General features: G+C 63.3%; 23 protein-coding genes. 15 read left to right on the top strand and 8 right to left on the bottom strand.

The genetic code is table 11. The features are described 5' to 3' along the window. The 3 genes from ACYQ3G_RS13875 to selB all read left to right on the top strand — a co-directional run bounded on the left by ACYQ3G_RS13875 (position 1) and on the right by selB (position 3,676). Positions 1-159 carry a rubredoxin gene (locus ACYQ3G_RS13875; RefSeq protein WP_028578292.1) on the top strand — a complete coding sequence of 53 codons (159 nt, stop codon included), beginning with the start codon at positions 1-3 and terminating at the stop codon, positions 157-159. A gap of 85 nt (positions 160-244) precedes the next feature. Next, entirely contained in the window at positions 245-1,606 is a 1,362-nt protein-coding gene (locus tag ACYQ3G_RS13870; RefSeq protein ID WP_459826559.1) for an aminopeptidase, read from the top strand. Between the two features lie 165 nt (positions 1,607-1,771). Beyond that, positions 1,772-3,676 (top strand): selenocysteine-specific translation elongation factor, encoded by a 1,905-nt coding sequence (gene selB, locus ACYQ3G_RS13865; protein ID WP_459826557.1) that lies wholly within the window; start codon positions 1,772-1,774, stop codon positions 3,674-3,676. A gap of 370 nt (positions 3,677-4,046) precedes the next feature. On the opposite strand, the gene ACYQ3G_RS13860 is transcribed toward selB, so the two are convergent. The 8 genes from ACYQ3G_RS13860 to ACYQ3G_RS13825 all read right to left on the bottom strand — a co-directional run bounded on the left by ACYQ3G_RS13860 (position 4,047) and on the right by ACYQ3G_RS13825 (position 13,383). Further along, on the bottom strand, positions 4,047-5,765 hold the full coding sequence (locus tag ACYQ3G_RS13860; protein WP_459826555.1) for an esterase/lipase family protein: 1,719 nt from the start codon (positions 5,763-5,765) through the stop codon (positions 4,047-4,049). Continuing rightward, positions 5,765-6,727 carry a hypothetical protein gene (locus ACYQ3G_RS13855; RefSeq protein WP_459826553.1) on the bottom strand — a complete coding sequence of 321 codons (963 nt, stop codon included), beginning with the start codon at positions 6,725-6,727 and terminating at the stop codon, positions 5,765-5,767. The genes ACYQ3G_RS13860 and ACYQ3G_RS13855 overlap by 1 nt, the downstream gene beginning before the upstream one ends. 125 nt (positions 6,728-6,852) lie before the next feature. After that, positions 6,853-7,170: an MBL fold metallo-hydrolase gene (locus ACYQ3G_RS13850; protein WP_459826551.1), complete on the bottom strand. Its 318-nt coding sequence runs from the start codon at positions 7,168-7,170 to the stop codon at positions 6,853-6,855. Further along, a complete protein-coding gene (locus ACYQ3G_RS13845) occupies positions 7,163-8,086 on the bottom strand; it encodes a DUF4123 domain-containing protein (RefSeq protein WP_459826549.1) in 924 nt (307 codons plus the stop codon). The genes ACYQ3G_RS13850 and ACYQ3G_RS13845 overlap by 8 nt, the downstream gene beginning before the upstream one ends. Before the next feature lie 398 nt (positions 8,087-8,484). Then, positions 8,485-10,935: an ATP-dependent helicase HrpB gene (gene hrpB / locus ACYQ3G_RS13840; RefSeq protein WP_459826547.1), complete on the bottom strand. Its 2,451-nt coding sequence runs from the start codon at positions 10,933-10,935 to the stop codon at positions 8,485-8,487. Between the two features lie 3 nt (positions 10,936-10,938). Continuing rightward, a complete protein-coding gene (locus tag ACYQ3G_RS13835; protein WP_459826546.1) occupies positions 10,939-11,421 on the bottom strand; it encodes a phosphatidylglycerophosphatase A family protein in 483 nt (160 codons plus the stop codon). Beyond that, entirely contained in the window at positions 11,414-12,025 is a 612-nt protein-coding gene (locus tag ACYQ3G_RS13830; protein WP_459826545.1) for a Maf family protein, read from the bottom strand. The genes ACYQ3G_RS13835 and ACYQ3G_RS13830 overlap by 8 nt, the downstream gene beginning before the upstream one ends. Beyond that, complete coding sequence (locus ACYQ3G_RS13825) at positions 12,022-13,383, bottom strand: dihydrolipoyl dehydrogenase family protein (protein ID WP_459826543.1); 1,362 nt, start codon at positions 13,381-13,383, stop codon at positions 12,022-12,024. The genes ACYQ3G_RS13830 and ACYQ3G_RS13825 overlap by 4 nt, the downstream gene beginning before the upstream one ends. Before the next feature lie 237 nt (positions 13,384-13,620). Here ACYQ3G_RS13825 and ACYQ3G_RS13820 point away from each other — a divergent pair, with 237 nt between their 5' ends. The 12 genes from ACYQ3G_RS13820 to ACYQ3G_RS13765 all read left to right on the top strand — a co-directional run bounded on the left by ACYQ3G_RS13820 (position 13,621) and on the right by ACYQ3G_RS13765 (position 26,038). Further along, positions 13,621-14,397, top strand: a complete 777-nt coding sequence (locus tag ACYQ3G_RS13820) for a hypothetical protein (RefSeq protein WP_459826541.1) — start codon at positions 13,621-13,623, stop codon at positions 14,395-14,397. Between the two features lie 466 nt (positions 14,398-14,863). Beyond that, positions 14,864-16,129 (top strand): electron transfer complex subunit TmcD, encoded by a 1,266-nt coding sequence (gene tmcD / locus ACYQ3G_RS13815; protein WP_459826539.1) that lies wholly within the window; start codon positions 14,864-14,866, stop codon positions 16,127-16,129. 11 nt (positions 16,130-16,140) lie between these two features. Further along, complete coding sequence (tmcC, locus tag ACYQ3G_RS13810) at positions 16,141-16,800, top strand: TmcC family electron transfer complex membrane anchor subunit (RefSeq protein ID WP_028578279.1); 660 nt, start codon at positions 16,141-16,143, stop codon at positions 16,798-16,800. Positions 16,801-16,815: 15 nt separating this feature from the next. Beyond that, positions 16,816-18,132, top strand: a complete 1,317-nt coding sequence (tmcB, locus tag ACYQ3G_RS13805) for an electron transfer complex ferredoxin TmcB (RefSeq protein WP_028578278.1) — start codon at positions 16,816-16,818, stop codon at positions 18,130-18,132. A 9-nt stretch (positions 18,133-18,141) separates the two neighbouring features. Then, the gene (tmcA, locus tag ACYQ3G_RS13800) at positions 18,142-18,531 is read left to right on the top strand and encodes an acidic tetraheme cytochrome c3 TmcA (RefSeq protein ID WP_028578277.1); all 390 of its coding nucleotides are present in this window, start codon (positions 18,142-18,144) and stop codon (positions 18,529-18,531) included. 447 nt (positions 18,532-18,978) lie between these two features. Further along, positions 18,979-20,505, top strand: coding sequence for a sulfate respiration complex hexadecaheme cytochrome HmcA (hmcA, locus tag ACYQ3G_RS13795; protein ID WP_459826536.1), 1,527 nt, complete (start codon positions 18,979-18,981; stop codon positions 20,503-20,505). 34 nt (positions 20,506-20,539) lie between these two features. Then, positions 20,540-21,598, top strand: a complete 1,059-nt coding sequence (hmcB, locus tag ACYQ3G_RS13790) for a sulfate respiration complex iron-sulfur protein HmcB (protein ID WP_459826534.1) — start codon at positions 20,540-20,542, stop codon at positions 21,596-21,598. Between the two features lie 12 nt (positions 21,599-21,610). Beyond that, entirely contained in the window at positions 21,611-22,780 is a 1,170-nt protein-coding gene (gene hmcC, locus ACYQ3G_RS13785; RefSeq protein ID WP_028578274.1) for a sulfate respiration complex protein HmcC, read from the top strand. Positions 22,781-22,792: 12 nt separating this feature from the next. After that, entirely contained in the window at positions 22,793-22,942 is a 150-nt protein-coding gene (hmcD, locus tag ACYQ3G_RS13780) for a sulfate respiration complex protein HmcD (protein WP_459826531.1), read from the top strand. A 35-nt stretch (positions 22,943-22,977) separates the two neighbouring features. After that, complete coding sequence (gene hmcE / locus ACYQ3G_RS13775) at positions 22,978-23,652, top strand: sulfate respiration complex protein HmcE (protein ID WP_028578272.1); 675 nt, start codon at positions 22,978-22,980, stop codon at positions 23,650-23,652. 17 nt (positions 23,653-23,669) lie between these two features. Then, entirely contained in the window at positions 23,670-25,052 is a 1,383-nt protein-coding gene (gene hmcF, locus ACYQ3G_RS13770; RefSeq protein ID WP_459826529.1) for a sulfate respiration complex iron-sulfur protein HmcF, read from the top strand. 65 nt (positions 25,053-25,117) lie between these two features. Beyond that, positions 25,118-26,038 carry a universal stress protein gene (locus tag ACYQ3G_RS13765; protein ID WP_028578270.1) on the top strand — a complete coding sequence of 307 codons (921 nt, stop codon included), beginning with the start codon at positions 25,118-25,120 and terminating at the stop codon, positions 26,036-26,038. Positions 26,039-26,062 lie beyond the last annotated feature (24 nt).

Raw genomic sequence — 26,062 nt, 5'->3', positions numbered from 1 at the left:
ATGGAACGATGGGAATGCCCGTGCGGTTACGTGTACGACCCGGCTGAAGGCGACCCCGACAACAACATTCCGGCGGGGACCGCTTTCGAAGACCTGCCCGAAGATTGGGTCTGCCCCAAGTGCGGTGCGGAAAAGGAATACTTCGAGAAGATGGGCTGAGGCCTGACGGTTTTCGGGTTCGTGGGGAGCGGGAAGCGATTCCGCTCCCTTTTTTTCTGTTGAATGGATTTTCGAGGAGAACGCGATGGACGAGGTCTTGAAGTACACGGCGAAGAACTGCTGGGAGCGCTACGGTTCGGACGGCGACAGGGCGCGGATGGACGCGCTGGCCGATGAGTTTCTCGAATTCCTGACGCGGTGCAAGACCGAGCGGGAGACCGTCGCCTGGGTTCTCGAGCAGGGCGCGGCCGCGGGATTTTCCGCAGGGCTGTCAAACGGCCTGGCCATGATTCCCTTCCGTTCCAAGGCCGTGCTGCTGGCCCGGAGGGGGCGCGCGCCCATGGCGCAGGGCCTGCGGCTTGTCACCGCCCACGCCGACACGCCGCACCTGGACCTCAAGCAGCACCCGCTGCACGAGGAGTGTCAGGTGGCCCTCATGAAGACGCACTATTACGGCGGCATCAAGAAATACCAGTGGCTGGCCAGGCCCCTGGCCCTGCACGGCACCGTGGTGGCCCTGGACGGCCGCGTCATCCCGGTCTGCATCGGCGAGGACGAGTCCGATCCCGTGTTCACGGTCCTGGACCTGCTGCCCCACCTGGCGCGCAAGCAGCGTGAGGAGACCGTGGAGAAGGCCTTCGTCGGCGAAAAGCTGAACCTGGCCTTCGGCCACGAACCGGCCACGGCCGGTGAGGAGGCCAAGGTCAGGCAGAAGGTCCTTGAACTCCTTCACGCGCGCTACGCCATCGGCGAGGAGGACCTCTTCAGCGCCGAACTGCAGGTCGTGCCCGCGGGCCGGGCGCGCTACGTCGGCCTGGACCGATCCCTTCTGGGCGGCTACGGTCAGGACGACCGCCTGTGCGTGTTCACGGCGGTCAAGGCTTTCCTAGACGCGCCGAGCGGGGAGCACACTCAGGTTCTGCTCCTCTTCGACAAGGAGGAGATCGGCTCCGACGGCGCGACCGGCGCCAAGTCGCGTTTCATGGAGCACGCCCTGGAGGACGTCCTCGACGCCTGGGAGCCGCAGACCCGTCTGCGCCACGTCCTGGGCCGGACCAAGGCCGTGTCGGCCGACGTGCACTGCCCCCTGGACCCGGACTACCAGGACGTGCACGACAAGCACAACGCCTCCCTCCTGGGCCATGGCCCGGTCTTTTCCAAGTTCACGGGCCACGGCGGCAAGTACGGGGCCAGCGAGGCCGACTGCGAGTACGTGGCCTGGTTCCGGGCCCTGCTCGCGGCCGAGGACATCCCCTGGCAGATGGCCGAAATGGGCAAGGTCGACGAGGGCGGCGGGGGCACCGTGGCCAAGGACCTGGCCGTCTACGGCATGGAGATCATCGATTTCGGCCCCGGCGTGCTGTCCATGCACAGCCCCTTCGAGATCAGCTCCAAGGCGGACCTGTACGCGACGGTCCAGGCCTACTCAGCATTTTACCGCAGCTAGCAGGCCGCCCCAAAATGGCGATCTGCTGCGTCAGCGAAAAAAGCCAGACCGCTTATGTATGCGAGAGTACACTGCGCGTCCTGGCTTTTTCCGCTTCCTTGCATCTCACCATTTTTGAACGGCCTGCGAATTTTGAATTTTTCAACAGTCAGCTAGGAGGACGGCATGCCTGTCATCATGGGAACGGCCGGGCACATCGACCACGGCAAGACGAGCCTCATCAAGGCCCTGACCGGCATCAACTGCGACCGGCTGGCCGAGGAGCAGAAGCGCGGCATCACCATCGAACTGGGTTTCGCATACCTGGACCTGACTCCGGACATCCGCCTGGGCGTCATCGACGTGCCGGGCCATGAGCGGTTCGTGAAGAACATGGTGGCCGGCGCGGCGGGCATCGACTTCGTGCTGCTGGTTATCGCCGCCGACGAGGGCATCATGCCCCAGACCCGCGAGCATCTGGAAATCTGTTCGCTGCTCGGCATCCGGGCCGGGCTCGTGGCCCTGACCAAGACGGACATGGTCGAGGAGGAGTGGCTCGAACTGGTGCGCGAGGAAGTCGGCGCCTACCTGCAGGGCACGTTCCTGGAGGGCGCGCCCATCATGCCCGTCTCGGCCCACACCGGCGCGGGCCTGCCCGAGCTGCGCGCCTCCATCCTGGAGCTGGCTACGACGTTCTCCCCGGACCGCCGCTCGGACCTCTTCCGCCTGCCCGTGGACCGCGTCTTCACCATGAAGGGCCACGGCACGGTCATCACGGGCACGTCCATTTCCGGCGTCCTGCGCCTGGGCGAGGAGATCGAGATCGTGCCCTCGGGGCATCGCTCCAAGGTGCGCGGCCTGCAGGTCCACGGCGTGACCACGGACACGGCCCGGGCCGGCGAGCGCACGGCCGTGAATCTCTACGGCCTGGAGGTGGCGGACCTTGAGCGCGGCGAGGTCCTGGCCCATCCCCAGACCCTCTTCCCGTCTCTGGTCTGGGACGTGGAGATGACCTGCCTGTCGTCGTCGCCCAACCCCCTCAAGCACCGCACCGAGGTCCATTTCCATCACGGCTCGCGCGAGGTCCTGGCGCGCCTCTTCTTCCTCGACCGCGACAAGCTGGAGCCCGGCGAGACGGCCGTCTGCCAGGTGCGATTCCCCACGCCCCTGCCCGGCGTGTTCGGGGACCGCTGCATCGTGCGCTCCTTCTCGCCTTTGCAGACAGTTGCCGGCGGGCGCATCGTCAACCCCCTGGGCCGTAAGGTCAAACGCCACTCCCGCGAGCTTGAGACCTTGAACTCCCTGGGCGCCATGGGCGGCGAGGAACTCCTCCTGGCCCAGTTGCGCCTGGCCGGCCGCACGGGCCTGACCGTGGCGGAACTGCGCATCATGACGGACATGGAGTCCAAGCTCCTGGACAAGACCCTGCAGCTCCTGGGCGGCCGGCAGCTCGCCTTCCAGTTCGACCGCGAGGACAAGCGCTATGTCGGCGCCGACGTCCTCGAAACCCTGGGCGCGGAGTGTCTGGCCTACCTCGGCGAGTACCACAAACGCGAACCCATGCGGCAGGGGCTGTCCCGGGCCGAACTCCTCTCGGGCTTTGGCCGGGGCATGCACCCCAAGCTGGTCCACTTCCTGGTGGAGCGGCTGGTCAAGTCCGGCCAGGTGGTCCTGGAAGGCGACACATTGCGCCTGCCGGGCCACGTGGTCTCCCTGGCCTCGGACCAGTCGGGCCTGCGGGCGCTGATGGAGTCGGCTTACACTCAGGCAGGCCTCATGCCGCCGACCACCAAGGCGTTTCTGGAGGAGAACGGGCTGGCCGCCAAGGACGTGGCCCAGATGTACCGCCTGCTGATGGAAGAGGGCGTGCTCATCAAGGTCAGCGAGGAGTTCTACTATGCCAAGACGGCCATGGACGATATCATCGCCCGCGTGCGGGGCTTCTTCGAATCCAATCAGGAGATGGGCCCGCAGGATTTCCGCGACCTGACGGAGCTGACCCGCAAGTTCGCCATCCCGGTCCTGGAGTACCTGGACAAGGAGAAGATCACCATGCGCATCGGGGACAAGAGGCAATTGCGCAAGAGGTGATGGTTTCGGTTCAATATGTTTGTGCGATGTGAAGAGTCCCCGCCTTGGCGGGGATTTTTCATTTCGGTGGGCGGGAGTCGCGATCCGTCGCGGGCCGGGCAAGGCCTGCCGGACCTTCCTCGCGGGCCTCGTAATGCTTCCCGGCCTTGAGCTTCGGGCAGAGGGGGATCGTTGAGCGTTTTACGGCCGGGAAGCAAACGATGCCTGGTTCGGTCGGACAGCCGAAAGCCCTTGCCCGGCCCGCGACGGACCGCTTGAGGCGGGGCGGAAGTGCGTGTAGAAAGAAAGATGTGCATGGAGTGCAGGGGGGGCCCCCTGCACTCCAATCTCCTTCGTCCCATCGTCCAGCGCAGGAAAGCAGTCCGTGCTTTTAGTCGTACTCTTCCCGGAGCCATCCCAGACAGAGGGTGTGGATGGTGTTGATGGTGGCCTGGATGGAACTCTGGTCGAAGAATCCCGAATGTTTCGCGTTTGTGGGACAACCGGTGGCGATCATGCAGTGCCAAGCGTTTTGCCAGAACGGAAGGGTGTGCGTTGCGCCTCCCCAGGTGGTGCAATCCGGCTGGAGGCCGGTCGCTGAACTGAGCGGCACCGTGCCGTCGCCCAGGTTGCAGTTGTCGGCCATGCCCGGTTCCGTGTCTCCGAAGTCTGACACTCGTAGCAGGATGAGCCGCCGTCCTTCCCTGATTCCCCTGTCCAGTTCCGCAAAGGGCGTGTCCCAGGGCACCGTATTTCCGTGGGATCCGTCGGCCTCGACCCAGCGGACTTCACTGTAGTCGCCCCTGCTGCGTTCCAGGATGCCCGGGATGTGCCGCAGGGCGAAATACCTGTCCCTCAGTTCCCTGTCCCCGCGCATGTCGTCTGGGCGGCGCGCCACGGTCAGGGTCATGTCCCTGGCCAGCCAGCTCACTTCCGAACAGGTGTTGTGTCTTCCGCTGCTGAAGAGCTGCATGGTGCGCGGATGGCTGTAGTCGCCGATTGCCGCGTGGAAATTACGGACCGCCTCCAGCCTGTTCAGAAATATCCTGGCCCGTGTTTCTGACCCGGGATCCGCCTCTGTCACCTCGCCATGAAACACGCGGCCCAGGGCCTCCCGGTCCAACGGTTCCGGTTGGAACCAATCGCCGTGGATCATGCCCCAGAAGTCGCTATGGCTGCTTCTGGCGTAGATTTCCCTGTACGGGTCGGCCTTGGGGTAGGACTGAAGGCCGTCCGGAGAGCCTGGATCCTGGACGTGCAGCCATTCCCGCCTGCCGTCGTTGGTGCGGTAGTGCTGGCTGGGCAGGAGCTCCAGGGCGCTCTCGGCGTGTGGGAAAATGGCGGTGATGGAGGGACCGTCGGGCCCGAGAACCTTGGCGCCGAGCATGCCCAGGATGTTGAAGAAGCCGTCCACCTCCTGGCCGGCGATCATGCGCCGGTAGGCCACCGGGGCGCCGTGCACGGGCTGCGCGCCGTGGATGACGCCGAGGACCTTTGCTGCGACGTCCCCGGCGTCATCGCCGCCCAAGGCCCAGCGCGCCACCAGACCGCCCATGGAGTGGGTCACGAGAATGACCTTTTCGGCTTTGATGGTGTGGATGAATTCGCGCAGTCTCTCCCCGGACACGCGGTTCGACTCCAGCCAGTTGTAGCCAAAGGCATAGACGGGCAGGTCCAGCAGTACCTTGAGGTGCGTCGCCCAGTTCTGGATGGATGTCAGCAGGTCCCCGTAAAAGCTCCAGGCTACGCTCCCCCAGCCGCGTTCTTCGGCTTTGGGGTAGTCGGCGTGATCCTTGGTGACTTCGTGCATGACGGTCAAGGGTTGCCCGATGAGGAGTTTGTAACGATCATAAGGTGTTGCTTTCATGTATAGTCCCGCCATGAACGAACTACTGTCAGGATTCCAGACGGGTGCATTCTTGGGATCCTTCAGCTTTGAGCCCATGATGCCGGGCACGAAGATGACGGCGATGGTATCGCGTTGGATCTGGATGATGTTGTCCCGGCATGCCTCACATTCCGTGCAAATCGGTTCCTTGAGCATTTCCCGCGGGGTCTTCCTGTGCCGGAGGGGGTCATCGTAGGGGATTTTAGGTTTGTCGTTATGCATCATCTTTCTCCTTTCATCTTGGCGTTCCATGCCTGGATTGATGTGAAATTATTAATGGCTGCATCCCAGATGCACAGGGCCTCGTCCTGAGCAGCGGCGTTGCAGCTCATCTCCAGGTAGATCGCAGGTCTTTGTGGGTTTTTGGCTTCTACTTCAATGGCCCACTGGGTATAGAGAGTCGATCGGTATTCACCGCATTCGTATGCGGAGAGGATATAGACTTCCTCCAGACCAGGCATCCCCTCGAAGGGGCGTTGGCGTGAACGGAGGAGTTTGAGATCAATGTTATTCCCATCGAGTATTCTTCGAATCGAAGTGATCGATTTGGCTGGTTCATCCGGAGTTGCGATCATGTACGCCCTGAGGCGCAGCGATATTTGCGGTGTGGTTTCTGTGGCGGGTAAGATTGCTGAAGCTCTGGCGTCCTCATCCCGCGTCTCCATACCCTGCACCCACCCCCTCCCCGTCCAGAACAAGTCAGCCGGTAGATTTGACCTGTCCGTGTGGTAGTGCCTGAAAAAGTCCAGGGTCGTCCCTTTCAAATCGCCCAGGCATTCCTTGCCGATCTCATAGGCGGTCTCCTCCTTGATGCGCAGAATCCAGTCCGGCATGGCCACGAATGTGTCGACCCAGTGCGCGCCGTTCTGGGCCGAGTAGCAGAGCAGGACGGCCGGGTGCCCGAAGTGCTCGCTGACGTCCTCCTGGACGAACCCGCCGCGGACGACGGGCGTGTTCTTGTAAACGTCGTAGTGCTTCCTGGCCTCGTCGCGGACCGGTTCCCACATGTCCCGGAACTGCTGTGCGCGGTCCCCGGAGTCCCAGTCCGTTTCCTCGATGGTCATGTGGTTGATCTTTATAAACCTGCCCTGGAACTCCAGCCCCTTGGGCACGGGGAAGAGGAAGCGCCCCACGGGGTAGAGGGTTACGGGCAGGGGTGGCTGGCTGGTTTTGGTGTGCTGCATGGTTTGGCAACCTCCGGCGAGAAGAAGTGTCAGGATGGCAAGAAGGCACAGTGCATGGCGGTGCGCACGGGACTTGGCCCTTGGGCTGGCGGCGGGGCCGCCTTGGGTGTCTGCTTGGCCCGCTGTCATGGTCGGCCGCCTTTTCCGCTCGGCAGAATGGGGACGTAATCGAGGTCGCCCGTCTGGTGCACCGTCGTTGTCTGGGCGTAGGTGTAGTCGCGCCATGGGTAGCCTTCGGTCGTGGCCTGCGGGTCGTCCTCGGGGCCCAGCCAGACCACGGTCTGGAACAGCCCCAGTTCCTGTCGGTCGCCATCGGCCGCGACGCTGAAGGTATGCATTACCGTTTCGGGGACGGCGACAGGCGGCTCGCTGCCCTGTGTCTCCAGGGCAAAGCCGACTCGCTTCACCTTGGGGCAGCCCACGAGCATTCCTGGGTCAGACATGGGAACCTCCCTGGTTGCAGAATCGGCGCATGACGGCCACGGCCGCGTCTTCGTCGAGCGGGGTGCGGGCAAGGGGGGAAAGGACCGGCATGGCCTGTGCGTCGGGGAAACACTCGCCGTGACGCAGGCAGCAGCGGACAAAGAGCTCCAAGGCCTCCACCCCCCACAGCCCCAGGGCCAGGCCACGGTTCACGTGGCGGGTGACAAAGGTCGAGAGCGCCTCGTTTGGCGGCAGGGCGAGGCCATGCTCCATTTTCTCATTGAACAGGGACTCGACGATGTTCCGGGCGACGATCCCGGGGCGCTTGTCGTGGAAAAGCCGGTCGTGGCGGTCCGTGAAGGCGTACCAGGGGCTGGGCAGGACCGTTCCCGGACGATGCGCTTCCGCCATGTACGCGTCCCCGTCCCTGTCGATGCAGATCCACCCGTCTCCTTCGTCCTGGGTCAGGATGCGGCGGATGGGCCCCAGCAGCGAGGGGATGTCCTCGGGTATGCCTTGGCAGATGCGTGTAAGTATGCGTCCATCCCAAAAGCGAAAGATGACCCGTTTCCCACCCCTCTTGATGAAGACCAGGCTGCGCAGATGGGCGAGTATTTCGGAGAAGGGGGCGTCCGAAGTGAAATAGAACCCCCATCCTGATGCCATGGAATCGTTGATCCAACGCTCCATGGGGGAATCCAGGGAAAGGGCCGCAAGCCGGGGAGAAATCTCGCTTGATTCCGCCAGCGTGGTTTTCAGGAATAGGATGGTTTTTTCCGCGTCGGGCTCATTTTCGTACAGTTGGGCCAGGGCCTCCTGGTGGCACAGAGGGTCCAGAATCAGCCAGACCGCGCACCCTTTGTCGCGGGCTTCCTGCAGAAGCGCATCCGGTTTTTCGACACGTCGGAGCGCGTCGCAGGCATTCATGACCTCCATCAATTTGACCTCCCGCATTGCAGTGTCCTGCCCCCGTCTCTGAGGGCGTCAAACAATCTTGTAGTGGAGAAGGTAATGCGTGATGCTAGGGAGTGATATTGGGCGTTATCAGTATTATGAGCTGCCTTTTTCGGGAGTCGCGGTCCGTCGCGGGCCGGGCAAGGGCTGCCGGAACTTCCTCGCGGGCCTCGTAATGCTTCCCGGCCTTGAGCTTCGGGCAGGAGGCGACGCGTTGAGCGTTTGGCGGCCGGGAAACAAACGATGCCTGGCTCGGTCAGACAGCCGACAGCCCTTGCCCGGCCCGCGACGGACCGCTTGAGGCGGGGCGGAAGGGTGTGAGGAGAGAAAGAGATGAATGGGGGTGCAGGGGGCGAGTCCCCTGCCCGCCGGAGGCATTCTTATCTCGGCGTCATGGCCTTTTTGGTCTTGGCCGTGGGCATGGCGGTGGCGGGGTCTTCGGGCCAGGGGTGTTTGGGGTATCGGCCGCGCATTTCGGCGCGCACGAGGGGGTAGCCGTTTTTCCAGAAGGAGGGCAGGTCGCGGGTGACCTGCAGGGATCGGCCGGCGGGGGAGAGCAGGTGCAGGACGAGGGGGTACTGGCCGCCTGCCAGGGTGGGGGTGTCGGCGCAGCCGAACATTTCCTGGAGCTTGACGGGCAGGACGGGGCCGGATTCCGGCGAGTAGTCGACGCGGCGGCGGGCACCCGAGGGGACGTCGAGGTGTTCCGGGGCCAGGCGGTCCAGGTGTTTGAGTTTTTCCCAACCGATGAGGTTTTTCAGGGCCTCCAGGAGCGGGACTCGGGCGAGGTCGGCCGTGGAGCGCGCGCCGGCGGCGAAGGGTCCGAGCCAGTCGGTCAGGGAGGACTGGAGGGCGGCGTCGGACAGGTCGGGCCAGGTTGTCTCGTCGAGGCTGCGCAGAAAGCGCACGCGGTCGCGCAGGGCGCGGCTCTGGTCATCCCAGGGCAGGCGCGAGACGTCTTTGAGCCCGGCCAGGAGGGCCCTGGTCACGGCATCCTGGTCGGCGGCCAGGGGCTCGTCCCGCAGGCAGAGCGCGTCGAGCATCAGCTTGCGACGGCTGATTACGCGGTCGAGGAGCGGGTCGAAGCGCACCTCGTCTTCGAAGCGCATGAGATCCCCGAAATGTTCGTGCAGTTCCTGCCATGAGAGCGGGGCCGCCTGCCAGATCCGGGCGTTATCGGCGCTGCCGTCCAGTTGCGCCACGGCCAGGAATTCGTGGCCCGACAGGGTGCTCGGTCCCGGCCAGACGGCCTTGCGGCCGCTGGTCAGGCGGTAGGACCCGTCCTCTTGGCGGCGTGCGATGCGGTCGGGGTAGGCCAGGGAAGTCAGGAGGCCGGCGGCTTCGGGGTCGACGGGTCCGGGTTTGACGGAGGCGAGCCGGGTGATCTGCTCCATGGAGGCCCGCAGCGTGTCGGAGAGCCCCCGCGGCCGCACGGCTTCGCGCAGGTCCGGGGAGGAGCGCATGATGCGGCCCGGTTCGCCCAGGATGGCGGCCAGGTGGGCCGCGGTGGGGCCGTGGCCGATGCGTTTGGCTGCGAGGACCATGTGGGCCAGGCGCGGGTGCAGGGGCAGGGCGGCCATGTCGCGGCCGTGGGCTGTGATGCGTCCTGCGTCGTCGAGGGCGCCGAGTTCCCGCAGGAGGCGTCTGGCACTCTGGAAATTTCCGGCCGGTGGCGGGGTCAGCCACGCGAGGTCCGCGGGGGAGGCTGCGCCCCACAGGGCCAGGTCCAGGGCCAGGGGGGTGAGGTCGGCCTCCAGCATTTCCGGGGCGGGGAAGGGTTTGCGGCTGACCTCGTCAGCCGGGTCCCAGAGGCGCAGGCACACGCCCGGCTCCGTGCGTCCGGCGCGGCCCTGCCGTTGGGCCACGGTGGCCAGGGAGGCGGGCTCCGTGACCAGGACCGTCATGCCGCTTCTGGGGTCGAAGCGGGGCAGGCGGGCCAGGCCGCTGTCGATGACGACGCGCACGCCCTCGATGGTCAGGGAGGTTTCGGCGATGGCCGTGGCCAGCACGACCTTGCGCGTTCCGGGCGGGGGCGGGGCGATGGCCCTGTCCTGCTCGGCCGCGGTCAGTGCGCCCAAGAGCGGGTGGATTTCCACGCCTGGCGGGGGCGCGCCGAGGAGTTCCTCCGTGCGGCGGATTTCGCGCGCTCCGGGCAGAAAGGCCAGGATGCTTCCCGTTTCCGTGGCCAGAGCCAGGGATACGGCGCGGGCCATGCGTTCTTCGATGAAGCGTTCGGGCAGGCGCAGGTAGCGGGTCTCCACCGCGTGGACCTGTCCCGGGCAGGACAGGATGCAGCACGGGGCCAGGAGCGCGGCCACGGCCTCCACGTCGAGGGTGGCGGACATGACGGCCAGGCGCAGGTCGGGTCGCAGGGCGGCGCGGACTTCGAGGCACAGGGCCAGACCCAGGTCGGCTTGGAGGCTTCTTTCATGAAATTCGTCGAAGATGACGCAGGCGTAGCCCATGAGTTCCGGGTCGTGCTGCAGCATGCGCGTCAGGATGCCCTCGGTCACGACCTCGACACGGGTTGAGGACGAGACCCGGATGTCCAGGCGCGTGCGGTAGCCGACGCGCTCCCCGGCCTTCTCCCCCATGAGGCCAGCCATGTGGCGGGTCGCGGCGCGCGCGGCCAGGCGCCTGGGTTCGAGCATGAGGATCTTGCGCCCGGCGGCCCAGGGGGCGTCCATGAGGGCCAGGGGGATGCGCGTGGTCTTGCCGCTGCCCGGCGGGGCGTGGATCACGCAGGCCGTGTCCGTGCGCAGGGCTTGAGACAGCTCAGGGAGGACTGCGTCAATGGGCAGCGGCGGCAGCGGCGGGAGCGTGGACGCCATGGCCTAGAACAGGGCGCGGCAGATCAGCAGGACGAGCAGGGCGTACAGGCCGGCCAGCCCGTCGTCGATCATGATGCCCCAGCCACCGGGCAGCCAGCGCTCCGAGGTCCGCACGGGCCAGGGCTTGGCGATGTCGAAGAGGCGGAAGAGCAGGAAGGCCGGGATGATCCACAGCGGTTCGGCGGCGCTCAGGGGGAGCAGGGCGATCCACTGCCCCCACAGTTCGTCCACCACCACGCAGGACGGGTCCTTGCAGCACAGGCACTTTTCGGTCCGTCCGGCGCACCAGGCTCCGACGGGAAAGAGGACGGCCAGGACCGCGAGGCGCGCCCAGAGGGGCAGGGGCAGGAACAGAACGGGGGCCGCGGCGGCGGCCGCCAGGGAGCCCCACGTGCCCGGGGCCTTGGGCATGCGCCCGGCCGGGCCGAGGGTGGCCAACTGGGTCGCCAGCCGGGAGGAGAGTGGTTCGGGTTTGGTTTCAGGCATCGGCCACTCCGATGGCTCCGATTTCCAGGAGGATGTTCAGGACCGAACGCAGGGGCAAACCGACTACATTGGTGTAGGAACCTTGCACCTCGTCCACGAGGAAGGCGCCGATGCCCTGGATGCCGTAGGCGCCGGCCTTGTCCATGGGTTCGCCCGTGGCCACGTAGGCCGCGAGCATTTTCGGGGAGTTGGCGGCCATGTGCACCCTGGTCGTCACGGTGCGGCAGACGGTCAGGGCGTCGCGTTCGCACAGCACGCAGAAACCCGTGATGACCTCGTGCCAGCCGCCGGACAGGGACGAAAGCATGTCGACGGCCTCGCGGCGATCCTGCGGTTTGCCGAGGATGCTTGATCCCCGGACCACGATGGTGTCGGCCGAGAGCACGATCTTGTCGGGATGGCGGGCGGCGATGTCGGCGCCCTTGATGCGGGCCATGCGGGCCGCGTAGTCGGCCGGGGCTTCGCCGGGTTCGGGCGCGGGCTCCTTCACGGCGCTGGGGACGACCTCGAAATGCAGCCCCTGCTCGGCCAGCAAGGCCTGGCGGCGGGGCGAGGCAGAGGCCAGGACCAGGGGCCGCCGGACGCGGAACGGGCCCTGGTTCACTTGTCCTCCAGGGGGGCGGTCAGGGCGTCGCGCAGAGCCTCGTCCAGGGTCGGGTGGGCGAAGATGTGCTCGTGCGCCGTGGTGCGGGTCCAGCCGTCGCGGACCATGATCTCGGCCAGGGTGACCAGATGCGAGGCTCCGTGCCCCACGGCGCTCAGGCCCTGCAGCACGCCGTCGGACCACACGGCCTTGACCAGACCCTGAGCTTGGCCGTGGGCCTGGGAGATGGGGTTGGCCCCGAGGTTGGCGCGGGAGATTTGGACGGGTTTGCCTGCGGCAGCGAGTTCGGCGGCGGTGGCGCCGGCGCGCATGACCTCGATGGAACCGTAGATGCAGCCCGGCATGGGGCCCGTCTCGTAGGGCGCGGTCGTTTCGCCTAGGGCGTGGCGCACGGCGTAGTGCCCCTGGTGTTCGGCGGCATGGGCCAGGAGGGTGCGGCCGTTGACGTCGCCGATGGCGTAGATGTTCGGCGCGGCCAGCAGGCAATCATCGGTGGCGATCCAGCCCCCTCCGCGCGTGTCGATTCCGGCGGTCCCGAGTCCGAGCCCGACCGTGTTGGGTTTGCGGCCCACTGCCACGAGGGCCTTGGCGCTGCGGATCTCCGTGCCGTCCTCCAGACGGGTCAGCACCGCATCCCCTTCGTTTACGATGCCTGCCACGCGCTTGCCCGTGACGATGTTCCACTTCTTGCGTTTGAGCATGCCGTGCAGGGTCTGGGCGATCTCCTCGTCCTCGGCCGGGGCGATGCGCGGCGCGGCTTCGACGAGGTCGATGCGCGTTCCCAGGCGGTTCCAGAAGTCGGCCATTTCCAGGCCGATGGCCCCGGCGCCGATGACGGCCAGGCTCTCGGGCGCCTCTTCCAGATCAAGCAGGTCCGTGGAGTCGAGGATGCGCTCGTGGTCCGGCTCAAGGCCGGGGAACCAGTTGGATGAGGAGCCGGTGGCGATGACGAGCGCGGAGAAGGACAGCTCGCGCACCGATTCGCCGGCGACACGCAAGGTCGTGGCCCCGGTCAGCTCGGCCGCGCCCCGGAAGAGGGCCACGCCGTCTTTTTCGAGGCGGGAGGACATGGCCTTGTGCGTGGCCGAGACGAAGGCGCCCTTGCGTTTTTTCAGCGCGGGCATATCAACTGCGATGGACCCGCTGCACAGGCGCAGCCTGGATTGGGCGTGCAGCCCCTCAAGGGGCGCAGTGGCGCCGAGGTAGAGTTTGGTGGGGATGCAGCCCCAGTTCAGGCAGGTCCCGCCGAGGTGTTCTTTTTCTATGAGGGCGACAGTTTTTCCTCTTTGACTGGCGAGAAGAGCTGCGGCATAACCGCCCGGTCCCGCCCCGATGACAATGATGTCAAAATGGCTCATGGAAATACCCGCTAAGGCTATTGTTGGGATTCGTGAACGAAGCTCACATGCCTAATCCGAAGCAGGGCGGAACTCAACCCTCAGGACGGTCCGGCGGCTTGGCGCCGGAAACCAGCTGGGTGCCTCGCCGTCGGATGCGGCGGTGACGGCGCGGTCCAGCCGCAACAGGAACCGGAACACTCGGATTTCAGACGCGAAGTTGCCGCCCGCCCACGGCTGGCGCAACACGGAGATACAATGCAGGACAATCAGAAGACCAAGAGCGGCGGTAGAAGAAAGGGAGTCGCCTCGCTCTTCGACGACTACGAGATCAAGGACCTCTTCAGGAGGTACATCCAGCTGTTGATCGTGGTCGAGGTGCTCATTTTCCTCGTCTGCTGGGTCTACCAGCTGGGCATCGACGAGGTGGCGGTCACGGGCAAGCCCGTCGACGTCCCCTTTCCCTGGAAAGCCTATTTCCTGGTGTCCTTCGCCGCGCCGGTGGCCTTGACCTTTCTCACCGGGATCGTGGTCGTGGCCTTCAATTCCTTTCTCTACGGCCAGCGCGGTCAGGCGGTCTTCAAGGAGGACGGGCTCGAAGGGTTTGCCGGGAAGCTGGCCAGAACCGCCAACTTCTGTTTCCAGTTGCCGTTTCTGCTGACCCTTCTGCTCCTGGGGGCCCTGATCGGCGTGGTGTACAACATTGGCGCCATCATGGACTTTCTGGCCAGATTCGGCGAGGCCGCATCCCGGTTCCTGCTCATCGGCCTTGGCTGCGTGCTGGCCGCGGGCACCATCTTCGGGGTGGTGCGCATGGTGCTCAACTACAAGCTGCGCAAGAAGAACATGGAATACGACTACAAGCGCGAGGTCATGGACCGTCTGGGGATCGCCATCCTCGACGAACGGACCATGATCGACAGCAAGGGCGCGGTGGTTTCGCCGAAGCCCATCGACGTCACCGCCGATACGCCCAAGGGCCTGCCTTCAGCGCCTCCCGTCGATATCCTGGAGGACAAGTCCGACTCCCTCTGACCGGTCTGCCGCAGCCTGCGGCCGGACCAAACCCGCCTTTTTTCTTTCGGCCCTTCCGCACTCCGAATAACCCGGCTTGACCGGGTTGTTTCATTTCAACGCGTGTTCGTCGACGCTCAATTCGTCTGGAACGCACTGTCGTTTTCAACAATTCTGGTTTGTTGGCTGCTATCGCATGTAATATTGATAAGCCCAGTCGGAATTCGTTCGTTCAGCGTTGTTGTGGCGTTATATTCGTACAAGGTGAATCCGAAAAGTTGTAGACTCAAAGAGTCTGAAATGAAAATGGTGTTTACAGACTCTGATTACCATGATAGCGGGATCACAAAAAAAATTGGGTAGTAAAGCAGTGCTGGAGGGGTAATTTCATAACAGGAAATGACGGGACCCGGGACGGATTTCTGCCGTTATCATCGGGCGACCGTGACAAGTTTTGGGCGTAACCAAGTTGGTAAGGAGGGTGTGTATGAGTGACTATTCTGCCTGGGATTGGGGCGTAGGCTCCAGAACCGTGGCCGACCTGACCGAATGTGACTGCGACGTTGAGTGGCGGGAGGAAAACCAGGCCAGCCCGGACGGCGAGCAGGTGGGTGCAGTCGTCAAGACCGGCGAGGGCGAATTCAGCGTCTGCGTCAACGGATCGTGCTGGGAACCCAGGTATGAGCGTATCTGGTATCTGCGGTACTCGCCCGATGGGCGTCTGGCCGGTCTGGCCAACGACCAGGGCGACTGGACCATGTGCGTCGACGGCGAGCAGTGGGAGGAGACGTACGGCTTCCTGTTCAACACCATGTTTTCCAAGGATGGATCGGTCATCGCCTGCTGCGTCGCGGATTCCATGACGTACGGCATGGTCGTGGACGGCGTGGCTTGGGAAAACCTCTACGCCAACGCCAACAATTTTCATCTGAGCGCCGACGGAAAGAAATCCGCCGCCGTGGTGCAGACCATCCCCCTGGGACAGGCCGAAGTCTTCAAGTTCAAGGACGGCATCTTTTCCGTGGCCGTGGACGGGGAAGCCTGGGGCGTCAATTTCGTCAACGCCTGGAGCCCGCGCTTCAGCGCCGACAATTCGTCCGTGGCCGCGCAGGTGCGTCTGAACCTGTTCGACTACACCATCGTCGTTGACGGCAAGCCCTGGGACGCCATCTTCAACCAGGTGTGGGAGCCCCTGTTCCATCCCAAGAGCAAATCGGTGGTGGCGCCGGTGCGCCTGTCCGGCAAATGGGGTATGGCCCAGGACGGCAAGGTCATCTGGCAGCCGTCGTTCTTCCAGACCTGGCAGCAGCAGTTCAGCCCGTCCGGCGACAAGCTGGCCGCCATCGTCTGCCCCGAATACGGCCGCTGGACCCTGGCCGTGGACGGCAAGCCCTGGAACACCACCTTTGGCGACATGGTCATGGACATGACCTTCAGCCCCGACGGAAAGCGCCTTGCCGCCCTGGGCAAGCAGGACGGCAAGTGGACGGTCTTCGCCGACGACAAGCCTTGGGGCGGCCAGTACGACATGTGCTTCGCCCCGGTATTCTCCCCCGACAGCAAGCATGTCGCAGCCCGGGTCGAGAAGAAGGGCAAGTTCACCATCGCGGTGGACGGCAAGGACTACGGCCAGGGCTTCGACCAGTGCTTCGATCCCACCTTCAGTCCGGATGGAAGCAAGGTCCTCATTCGCGCCATCGCGGGCGGGAAGTACATGAGAATCGTCGAACCCGTCGCAAAAATCATCGGATAAGGAGGCCCGACATGCAGGACATTTATTTGCTGGTATCCGGCCCCCTGGCCTGGGCGGCGTGGACCATCTTCGCGCTGGGGTCGATCTGGAAGATCTGGTCGACCCTGAGCGTCGCCAGGCAGAAGGACCAGGTCCTTCTCAACTACGTTTCCCTCAAGTACGGGCTCAGGTCCATCATCAACTGGTCCATCCCGTTCAACACCGTGAACATGAGGCTGCACCCCGTCTTCACGGGCGTGGCGTTCTTCTTTCACATCGCCTTCTTTGCGTTGCTGATCTTCGTGTCCGCGCACCAGATCATGATCGAGGAAGGCTTCGGCATCGGCTGGGTGACCATCCCCGACGCCGTGGCCGACATCATCGCCTTTGCCGTGATCGGCGCCTGCATCTTCTTCGGCGTGCGCCGGGTCGTGCGGCCCGAAGTCAAATATGTCACCGACTGGACGGATTTCGCCCTCCTCGCCCTCGTGGCCTCGCCGTTCGTGACGGGCGTCCTCGCCTACCATCAGCTGGGCGACTACATGACCATGGTCATCCTGCACATGCTGTGCGCCGAGCTCCTGCTCGTGGCCATCCCCTTCACGCGTCTGAGTCACATGCTTCTGGCCCCCTTGACCAGGGCATACATCGGTTCCGAGTTCGGCATGGTGCGCCACGTCAAGGATTGGTAAAAAGAGGAGAACGCTATGAAAGAACGCGTCTGGATAAAGGACGAAGGCATTGAAAGGGGGGCCGAGAAGCTGACCCCCGAAAGGATCGAGAAGACGATCAATCAGGTGCTCGACAATGAGGCCGGGTCCCGCCTGAAGGCGTACGTCGAGACGTGCGCTCACTGCGGACTGTGCTCCGAGGCCTGCCATTTCTACCTCTCCCGCGACCGTGACCCCCGGTTCTCGCCGGTGGGCAAGGTCAAGCAGACCATCTGGGAGATGCTCGACAAGAAGGGCAAGGTCTCGACCGAATTCATGAAGCAGGCCGTGCAGGTGGCGCAGACCGAGTGCAACATGTGCCGCCGCTGCGTGCAGTACTGCCCTTTCGGCATCGACATCGCCTACATGATGTCGCTGGTGCGCCGCATTTCACACAAACTGGAGATCACGCCGCTCTACATCCAGGATACGGCTCATTCCCATTCTGCGACCATGAACCAGATGTGGGTCAAGGACGACGAGTGGATCGACGCCCTGCACTGGCAGGAGGACGAGATGCGCGAAGAACTCCCCAACGCGCGCATCCCGCTGGAGAAGGAAGGGGCCGAGATCATGTACTCGGTCATCGGGCCCGAGCCCAAGTTCCGGACCCAGCTCATCTATCAGGCCGCGGCCATCATGAACGAGGCGGGCATGGACTGGACCATGCCGGCCACCCCCGGCTGGGACAACTCCGACATGGCCATGTACACGGGCGACTCCGAGATGATGGGACGCCTGAAGCGTCTGCATTTCGAAACGGCGGCCAGGCTGCGGGTCAAGAAGATCGTCATGGGCGAGTGTGGTCACGCCTTCCGCTCCGTATACGATACGGGCAACCGCGTTCTCGGCTGGCGCATGCCCCCCATTCCGGTCGTGCACGCCCTGGAGTTTTACTGGGACCTGCTGAACGAAGGGAAGATCAAGGTCGCCAAGCTGTTCGAGGAGCCCGTGACCTTCCACGATCCGTGCAACGTCGTGCGCGGCCGCGGCCTGCACGAAAAGGCGCGCGAAGTGGTGCGGGCCTTTTGCCCCAACTTCATCGAGATGACGCCCAACCGGGAACACAACTACTGCTGCGCCGCGGGCGGCGGTGTCATCAACTGCGGGCCGCCATTCAAAAACTCCCGCGTGGAAAGCAACAGAGTCAAGGCTGAACAGCTTCAGGCCACCGGCGTCAAGGTGTGCATTGCCCCGTGCCATAACTGTCACGGTGGACTTGAGGATATCATCCACAAGTACAAACTGGACATGCAGCTCAAGTTCCTTGGTGAGATTATCTACGATTGCATGGAAAAACCAAATGCTGTCTAGGGGTGAGTGATGAGACATAAACTATACAGATACGCCATCTATTGCTTCGTCGCGCTCTGCGTCACGCTGTGCAGCGTTCCGGCTTTTTCCCAGGAGGACACGGTTCTGAAGGTCGAGGCCTTCGGAACCCTGGAACGACCCGTCAGCGCCTTCGATCATGACACCCACAACGAGAAGGCGGCGATCGAAGATTGCGCCGCATGCCATCACGTCTACAAGGACGGCAAACTCGTGGAGGGCGAAAGTTCCGAAGATCAGGCCTGCTCGGAATGCCATACCCTGAAAGCCCAGGGCTCCCAGCCCGGCCTGCGCATGGCGTACCACCGCCAGTGCAAGTCGTGTCACGTCGAAAAGAAGAAAGGCCCTGTGGCCTGCGGCGAATGTCATGTGAAGAAATAATTCTTTTCGGTTCCGTTCAAAAAGCCCGGTTTCCCCTTGGAGACCGGGCTTTTTTTATATCTTTTACCGCCGTTTCGGGGGCCTTTGAGCTTCGGAGCGGCATTGTGTTTTTGTGTGTTTGTCCGCAATGCATATTTTTAACTTATTGATATTATACGCATAATTCGAATTGCGCGGGGTCTTTCCAGGTTCGGATTAGATTGTGAAAAAATGGATTAAGCCTTGACGAGATTTTTGGAATTCTATACCTCCGAGGTCGGAATAAATCATACCTGAACAGTCTGTTTCAAATTTCCTGTCCGGCTTTCGTGCGGACGTGTTCGCGGTCTGGTTTTTTCCGGGACAGAGGAGGGCGCCGGGAGGCGGTGCCTCTTGGCGAGGGTGGTTGCCGGAATTTTCCGGAGTGGATTTCAACAAAGGAATTTTCACATGGAGAAGGGAAGACCAATGCTGCGATGGGTCGGAATCCTGTGCGTAAGCATGGCAGTGGCCGGAATCGGTCTGAACGCTCTTGGGGGAAAGCAGGAACAGGTCGCTACGAAGCAATTGGGCGCCGATCTCGTCACCATCGATACGCTCAAGCAGTTCGGTGATCTCGAGTACCCAGTTGTCCGGTTCGAGCATGACAAGCACACCAAGGCCGTCGAAGGGAAGTGCGAATCCTGCCACAAGGTGACCGGTAACACGGTCACGGCCAAGTTCAAGCGCGAGGCAGACACGACCGCAGCCGAAATCAAGGCCGTTTACCACGACAACTGCATCAAGTGTCACACCGACACGTCCAAGGCCGGCAAGAAGAGCGGGCCCGAGAGCGGACAGTGCCGGACATGTCATGCCGGGCCTGCGGAAACGTCCCGCACGCTGCCGACCTTCGACAAGTCCCTGCACTACAGGCACCAGTCGTCCAAGATGGTCCCCGCCCCGGCCGGCCAGAAGGACAACTGCTCCAAGTGCCACACCCAGGACAAGCCCGAAAAACGCAATCTTTCCTTTGCCGAAAACAAGGACCAGTCGCACGAGAAGTGCGTGTCCTGCCACATGGAGATCGCCAAGGCCAAGCAGCCCAGCGGTCCCGTGGAGTGTTCCGGCTGCCATGACGCGACCGTTCGCGCCACGTTCAAGAAGGTCGCCGACGCGCCCAGGCTCGAAGCCGGCCAGTCCGATTTCGCCCTGCTCATGGCCGAACCCGCCAAGCCTTCCGCAGAGCCGGCCCTCGTCAACGCCGTGCCCTTCAATCACAAGAAGCACGAAGAGACGAACGAGAATTGCTCGGTCTGCCATCACACCGCCTCGACCAAGGGCGTGGTGGCTTGTTCCCAGTGCCACACCTCCCTTGGCAAGGAAGAGGGCGCCTTCATCACCACCGAGCAGGCCATGCACCGCGTGACCGCCAAGGCCAGTTGCGTGGGCTGCCACGCCCAGGCCCAGGACAAGAAGCAGTGCGCCGGTTGCCATACCTTCATGGGCCGCACGGGCCAGAAGACCGAGGCCAGCTGCGCCAAGTGCCACGTCAGCATCACGGCCGGCCCCGAAATGGCTCAGGACAAGACCATGCAGGTCAATACCGCGGCCATGCTCTATGATACCCGCGCAAAGTCCGACACGGTCGTGAAGATCGACGAGATCCCCGAGAACATCGAGATCGGTGTTTTGGCCAATGAATACCAGGCCAGCAAGTTCCCGCACCGCAAGATCGTGCAGAAGATCATGGAAGGCATGAAGGACGACGCCATGGCTGCGTATTTCCACGCGAGCCCCAACGCCGTCTGCTCCGGCTGCCACCACAACAGCCCCGCTTCGGCCAACCCGCCCAAGTGCGTCAGCTGTCACGGCAAGGGCGCCGGCCCCCTGACAGAGGCCAAGCCCGATCTGAAGACCGCCTATCACCAGCAGTGCATCGGCTGCCACACGGAGATGGGCATCGAGAAGCCGGCGGCCACGGCCTGCACCGAATGTCACGCCGCGAAAAAGTAACCTGCCTGCAAGGTCGCAATAACGAGGAGCTACTATGAAACGCAGAAAATTCATTGGCATGCTGGCTGGCGCAGGGGCCTGTTTGGCGGCGTCTTCGGCCAGTGCCGGTGGAAATCATCATTTTACGGGATATCCCGAGAGCTTTGGGGTGCTCTTTGACAGCACCAAATGCATCGGCTGCAGAAAGTGCGAAGCAGCATGCAACAAGGTCAACGAACTGCCGGCCCAGCCCGTGCCCTTCGACGACCTGACGGTCATGGACAAGCGTCGCCGTACGCACCACGACACCTTCACGGTGGTCAACAAGTACGCGGTCGGCGACAAGCCCGTGTACCGCAAGCAGCAGTGCAACCACTGCCTCGAACCGGCCTGCGCCTCGGCCTGCTTCGTCGGCGCCTTCAAGAAGGACAAGACCGGCGCCGTCAGCTACGACGCCTCCAAGTGCGTGGGCTGCCGCTACTGCATGATCGCCTGTCCCTTCGAGATCCCCACGTACGAGTATCATGACCCGGTCACGCCGCGGGTGCGCAAGTGCACCATGTGCCAGCCGCGCATCGAGGAAGGCAAGCTCCCCGGCTGCGTCGAGGACTGCCCCAAGGGCGCCCTGGTCTTCGGCCGCCGCGAGGATCTGCTGGGCATCGCCCGCGAGCGCATCCGCAAGCACCCCGACACGTACATCAACCACATCTACGGCGAGAACGAGATGGGCGGCACCAGCTGGCTCTACATCTCGGGCGCTCCCTTCTCCCAGATCGGCCTGCGCGAGGATCTGGGCATCACGCCCGCTCCGCAGTTCACCTCCGGCCCCCTGGGCGTGGTCCCGGCCATTGTCGGCCTGTGGCCCGTGTTCCTGACCGGCGCCTACGCGCTGACCAAGCGCAAGGAGAAGATCTCCGAGGAAGAGCAGCACCACGCCGTGGCGGAAGCCGTGGCCGACGCCCAGGCCGAAGCGGCCAAGAAGCTCAAGGCGGCCATGGACAAGGCGGAGCGCGACAAGCAGGCAGCCGTCGATCGTGAAGTGAAAAAGGCCCTGAAGGACGCGGAAGAGGCTCGCAAGAAAGAAGCCGAAGCCGCCGACGCGGGCGAGCAATAAGGAGGAGTGGCGATGTCTCACCACACCACACCCGACAAGAAATTCTGGACCCCGGCCAACATCCTGACGGCCATCATCCTGGCCGTCGGCCTGGTGCTGACCGTCAAGCGCTTCACCATGGGCATCGGTTCCGTCACCAACCTGACCGACGACAACCCATGGGGCATCTGGATCGGCTTCGACCTGCTCTGCGGCGTCGCCCTGGCCGCCGGCGGCTACACGACCTCCGCGGCCGTGTACCTCTTCGGCATGAAGAAGTATCACTCGGCGGTCCGTCCGGCCATCACCACGGCCTTCCTGGGCTACGCCTTCGTCGTCTTCGCCCTGCTGTACGACCTGGGCCGCTACTACCGGCTGCCGTACCCCCTGACCATCTACCCCGGCCCCACGTCCTTCCTCTTCGAGGTAGGCCTGTGCGTCGCCCTGTACCTGACGGTCCTGGCCATCGAGTTCTCGCCCGCGGTCTGGGAGACCCTGCGCTGGAAGAAGATGCGGCACTATGCCCACAGCCTGACCCTGGTCCTGACCATCTTCGGCGTCATCCTGTCGACCCTGCACCAGTCTTCCCTGGGCGGGTTGTACCTGATCGCCCCCTCCAAGCTGCACCCGCTTTGGTACTCCCCGTACCTGGCCCTGTTCTTCTTCGTTTCGAGCATCCCGGCCGGCCTGTCCATGGTCATCTTCGAGGGCGGCCTGTCCCACAAGTTCCTGCACCACAAGATGGACCAGACCCACATCGACGAAGCGCCCGGCGTGACGCTGGGCTTCGCCAAGGCCGCGGCCGTGGTTCTCTTCGGCTACTTCAACCTGAAGTGGATCGGCGTGGCCATTGACGACAACTGGCACTATCTGGCCACGGGCTGGGGCGCCTGGTTCCTGGTCGAGGTCATCGGCTTCGTGCTGGTGCCCTGCCTGATGTACGCCGTGGCCGCCCGCGAGAAGAACCAGAAGCTGGCTTTCTGGGCGTCCATCGTCACGGTCCTGGGCATCGTCCTGAACCGCCTGAACATCTCCCTGGTGGCCTTCAACTGGCAGCTGCCGTCCGAATTCCGTTACGTCCCGGCCTGGGAAGAGATCATGATCACCGTGTTCATCGTCACCCTGGAGATCACGGTCCTGCGTTTCTGCCTGAGCAAGTTGCCGATCCTGCACGAACACCCCGAATTCAAGGAAGCCCATTAAAGGAGGCGTACAATGGAATTCATGACGTATCATGACTTCATGTTCTGGACCAAGGGCATGGCCTATGTCGGAATGGGCCTTGGTCTGGTGGCGTTCGTGGCCTTCTGGCTGTTCGTGACCGAACGGGACGAGGACAGGTTCGCTGACAAGGAAGAGGAATAGGCTCGGTCCGTTTCGACCAATGAAGGAGTATTCGTATGTATGAGATATTGACTGGTCCGCTGCTCTGGATTTCCTTTGCGGTATTCTTTGTCGGCCTGACCGCCCGCGTGGTGCTCTACTTCAAGGGGCTGGACTGGCGGCTGGACCGCGTGGCCTACAAGCCGCACATGAACTACGGCATAAAGGGCGCTGTGCGCTCCGTGTACCGCTGGCTGCTGCCCTTCGGCACCCATAGCTGGCGGGCCAAACCCATCTTCACCATCATGTTCTTCGCCTTCCACATCGGGCTCGTCATCGTGCCCATCTTCCTGGAAGGCCACGCCGTGATGATCCGAAACGGCCTGGGCATCGACTGGCCGTCCATGCCGCAGATTCTGGCCGACGTGCTGGCCATCGCGGCGCTCATGGGCGGCATCGGCATCGCGGTGCGTCGTTTCCTGCTGCCCGAGGTGCGCATTCTGACCGATTTCAAGGACGTCATGCTGCTGGTCCTGACCCTGACCCTGCTGGCCTCCGGCATCATGGCCTCGTACCACACCGACACGTATTCGTTCTGGATCAACCTGCACATCCTGTGCGGCGTGATCGTGCTTCTGACCGCACCCTTCACCAAGCTGGCCCACATCGCGCTCTTTTTCTGCACGCGTATCCAGCTGGGCATGGATTTCGGGATCAAGCGCGGTGGAATGAAGTCCAATTTTGACTGGTAAGCCAAGAGGAATACAACATGCCCGAAGGAAAACTTTGCAATAAGAAGCCCGTTTCCTGCCGCGAGGAGCTGGATGCGCTCCTCTCCGACAGCAACGGCAGACAATACTATGCAGAAATGGAACAGCTGGACGTGGACGCCGACGCATTGTGGGCGACCATCCAGAAGACCATGAAGTCCAGAACCAAAACCTGGCTCGACATCTGCGCCCACTGCGGCCTGTGCGCCGACAGCTGCTTCCTGTACAGCGTCAACGAGCGCGACCCCAAGCAGGTGCCGTCCTACAAGATCCAGTCCACCCTGGGCGAGATCGTCAAGCAGAAAGGCAAGGTGTCCAACGAGTTCATGCGCATGTGCATGGACACGGCCTGGTCCAAGTGCACCTGCTGTAACCGTTGCGGCTCCTTCTGCCCCTACGGCATCGACATGGGCGTCATGTTCAGCTACCTGCGCGGCCTGCTGCACTCCCAGGGCTTCGTGCCGTGGGAGCTGAAGATCGGCTCGGGCATGCACCGCCTGTTCCGCGCCCAGATGGACGTCACCGTCGAGGAGTTCGTCGACACCTGCGAATGGATGGTCGACGAGGCCCTCGAAGAGTGGCCCTGCCTTGAGATACCCATCGACAAGGAAGACGCCGACATCGTCTACATGATCAACGCCCGCGAGGCGAAACACTACCCAGAGGACATCGTCGAGGCGGCCATCCTCTTCCACATCGCAGGCGAGAACTGGACCATGCCGTCCTCCGGTTGGGAAATGACCAGCCTGTCCATGTTCGCCGGCGACTGGGAGGCCTGCAAGATGCAGGTCGAGACGGTCTATGAAGCCATGGAGCGCCTGCGTCCCAAGCGCATGGTCGCCACCGAGTGCGGCCACGCCTACCGCGCCACGGTCATCGAAGGCCCGTACTGGGCCGGACGCCCCGACGGCAAGCCGCCCGTGGAGTGCATTCACTACGTGGAGTGGATGGCCGAGGCCCTTGAGATGGGCAAGCTCAAGATCGACCCCGCCAAGAAAATCAAGGAGCCCGTCACGGTTCAGGATTCCTGCAACTACGTCAGGAACGCCGGCCTGCGCGACTGCACGCGCATCATCATGAAGCACATCGCCGAGGACTTCCGCGAGATGGCGCCCAACAAGGAACACAACTATTGTTGTGGCGGTGGCGGAGGCTTCAATGGTATCGGCCGCTATCGCAAGCAGCGCAACGTCGCGCTGAAGATGAAGCGCGAGCAGATCCTGGCCACGGGCGCGAAGTTCGTCATCGCCCCCTGCCACAACTGCTGGGATGCCATCCGCGACCTGGAAGAGGAATTCGAAATCGGCATCCGCTGGAGCTTCCTGAAGCCCCTTCTGCTCAAGATGGTCGAGGTGCCCGAACACCTCCTGCCTCAGGAATAGGTCCGACGAGTCATCGGCCTGCCGCGCCATGCGCGGCAGGCCGCAAACAGAACGGGAGTTGACACATGTTTACAAAGATTCTGTTCGCCACCTCCGGCTCTCCCTGCTGCGATGCCGCCGCGCGCGTCGCCTTCGATCTGGCCGCGCGCTACAATGCCAAACTCTTCGTCTACCATGTCCTTGGCGTACCCAGCCGCGGGTTCAGCCAGGTGGTGGTCGACGTACGCACGGGCGAGAAGGTCGAGCTGGACGAGGATTACGCATTGTGGGTCAAGGATGAGCTCAAGAATACCTATGACCGCCAGATGAAGAGCGGTGTGGACTGCGAGATCGACACGGCCGTCGGCATCCCGCACCGCGAGGTGCTGCGCAAGGCCCGGCAGGAGGACGTGGACCTCATCGTCATGGGCGCCAGCACCACTGGCTGCGAGGCCGACGCCGACGCCTACCAGCGCCACTTCGCCGGCTCCACCCTGCAGCGCGTGGCCAAGGCCTCCAAGGCTCCGGTCCTGGTGGTCAACCGTCCGGTGGCCTCCTTCTGGGGCGGCTTCACCAACATCGTCTTTGGCGCCGATTTCTCCAAGGCTTCCGAGCACGCCTTCAAGTTCGCCCTGAAGACCGCCAAGGAACTGGACGCCAAGCTGCACGTTTTCCACGCCATCGACATCGGTTCCACGCACAGCCTGATCTCCCAGAAGCAGCTCGATGACCAGATGATCGAGGCCAGGGATCGGATGCGACGGAAATATCTCATTCAGACCGGGGATTTCAAGAACGTGTCGGCCGACATCTGGGAAGGCATCCCATATGTCGAAATCGTGAAGTATGCGCGCGAGAAGCAGGCCGACCTGATCATCATGGCCCACCATTCCAAGGATGTGGGCGATGAGGAGTCGGCCTTCGGCCACACCCTGGAGCAGGTGCTTCTGCGCGCAACGTGCCCTGTCGCATCGGTCAACCGTCCGGATAAGATTCAAAACGTGTAACTCTTTATCATTGTTGGGGGTGTA

Source organism: Desulfomicrobium salsuginis (assembly GCF_054657795.1).
The sequence above is the reverse complement of the archived record's forward strand: the minus strand, read 5'-3'. Positions and strand labels throughout refer to the sequence as shown.